Annotated in this window: 4 protein-coding genes; 3 read left to right on the top strand and 1 reads right to left on the bottom strand. The window is 32.5% G+C overall.

The features are described from left to right. From RBH29_RS17550 to RBH29_RS17540, 3 genes are all read left to right on the top strand, one after another. The coding region (locus tag RBH29_RS17550; RefSeq protein WP_306698307.1) for a hypothetical protein at positions 1-458 on the top strand (458 nt) is incomplete at its 5' end. 28 nt (positions 459-486) lie between these two features. Next, the gene (locus tag RBH29_RS17545; protein ID WP_306698306.1) at positions 487-900 is read left to right on the top strand and encodes a hypothetical protein; all 414 of its coding nucleotides are present in this window, start codon (positions 487-489) and stop codon (positions 898-900) included. Between the two features lie 108 nt (positions 901-1008). Continuing rightward, positions 1009-1293, top strand: coding sequence for a hypothetical protein (locus RBH29_RS17540; RefSeq protein WP_306698305.1), 285 nt, complete (start codon positions 1009-1011; stop codon positions 1291-1293). Between the two features lie 157 nt (positions 1294-1450). Here the strand turns inward: RBH29_RS17540 and RBH29_RS17535 are convergent. Next, positions 1451-1813 (bottom strand): integrase core domain-containing protein (locus tag RBH29_RS17535; protein ID WP_306698304.1); only part of this gene is annotated, 363 nt, incomplete at its 5' end.

Raw genomic sequence — 1813 nt, 5'->3', positions numbered from 1 at the left:
TAGCTGTAATACTGATGCTATCGTATGCAGGTGAAAATATAATAAGAAGTATAGAAGAGGGCGAGTATGCAACAGCGCTTGAGATAGCAACCCATTTAACAGCACAAATTATACTTTCGAAATTTTTAGGTCCATATATTAATAAAGCAATTAGTTCAGGTAAGGGAACGGGTAACTATCCCTCTACACGTCAGGCGTTACATCAAGATTTAACAAGTAAAGGCTATACTGCAGGGAAACCTTCAGCAAATGGATACGTTGTATATAAACATCCAGATGGTTCAAGAGTGAATATAAAGCCTACAGGTGAAGTTATTCCAACTAAAAAAGTTCCTATTGATCCTAACAATACGGCATGGAATGCACCAAAATATAATCAGAGAGTGTATTATGATGGCACTCCAATTCCTGATGGAGCTCATACAACAGATCACTTTGTTGAACCCTTTGGACAGTAAATAATATTTTGAGAAAGGAACTTAATATATGATTAACTTTAGTCTAAAACCATATGAATGGCAAAAAAGTATGAATACGATTTTTCAAAATGTTAACTTAGATGGCATAATAATCTCAAATGACACTGGTATTTTGTTTAGATTCATAAATAGTTATGATGGAAAACCTTCTGGTACTCTTAGATGCTATAACGTATGGAAGAGTCAATTTGAAACAGGTTCTCTACTAGAATTTCCAGTGTTTATTTGTGATGTTAGAATGCAGAAATTAGACAAATTCGATATTAAATCTGCTTTTAATTATTTAGATTTTGGATTTGAGATTCCTGATATATCTGATTGTTATTTAATATGCATTGATAGCGGAGAACTTAGCATCATATTACTTTGTGAGAACATAAATGTGTGCCACGGAGACGCATTTGCCGAGAACAATTCCTGACCTTATGTTTCCTTTGCTGAAATCACTGTTGGCATGTTTGAAAAGTGGGAATTTTAGCACTAGAATATGATTATGATTTTAGTGGAATAAGAGTACGAAAAATTGTAGATGGAGAAGTACAATCCAAGTGGCTATGTAGCGATTACAATGGCTGTTGTTAAAGCGGTAGCTATAGCATCAATAATAAGAGGTGTGGTAGCAGGTTTAATAAGATTTGGTTTTAACTATGCAGAGACAGGAGATTTTTGGGGCTCAATTGGTCAGGGAATAAAAACAGCAGCATTTGTAATGCCTTTTTCTTTTGTCATTACACTTACGGCTTTGAAATTTCCATACATAGCAAAGGAAGTTGTAATATTTATGCTGTCGGTTTCAAAAATTCAATCGGGCTAAAATATGCACTAATATTTAACAAATAATAAAAGCGTAAAATACAAATTTATACTTTTGAAACAATAATAACTTAATCAAAAAACAAGCATTATGGAAATTAAAACCAAGATGCTTGTTTTTTGCATAATAAAATAAGCTATTGAAAAAGTTGTAACTGTTAGGCAACTTTTTTGTAACTGTGATAAAGTCCTCCAAGAATTGGCTTTGAAACCAATTTGGTATCTTCTACCTTAGTTTCTGGAGGTTTTTCTGATAAAATTGGAGTTTGACAATTAAGTCCTTGATGTGCCCTGACAGGATGATAATAATCTTCTAAAAACATTTTGAGTAAATACTCCAAATGTTTTTGATTAAATGGAATAACATGATTTAATAACTCAAATCTCAATATACCTACTGCTCTCTCGCAAATTCCATTTTGTCTGGGTGATTTTATCCCTGTTCGTTTAGCCTTGATATTTGGATTAGATAAAAAATCCTGAAATAACTTTGATGTAAAAGTAGCATCATTATCATGAAT

It is taken from the genome of Herbivorax alkaliphila (genome assembly GCF_030848475.1).
GTDB lineage: Bacteria > Bacillota > Clostridia > Acetivibrionales > Acetivibrionaceae > Herbivorax.
The sequence above is the reverse complement of the archived record's forward strand: the minus strand, read 5'-3'. Positions and strand labels throughout refer to the sequence as shown.

Coding starts and splice junctions, on each gene's coding strand:
- RBH29_RS17545 (WP_306698306.1), top strand. CDS start 487: ATGATTAACTTTAGTCTAAAACCATATGAATGGCAAAAAAGTATGAAT.
- RBH29_RS17540 (WP_306698305.1), top strand. CDS start 1,009: ATGGAGAAGTACAATCCAAGTGGCTATGTAGCGATTACAATGGCTGTT.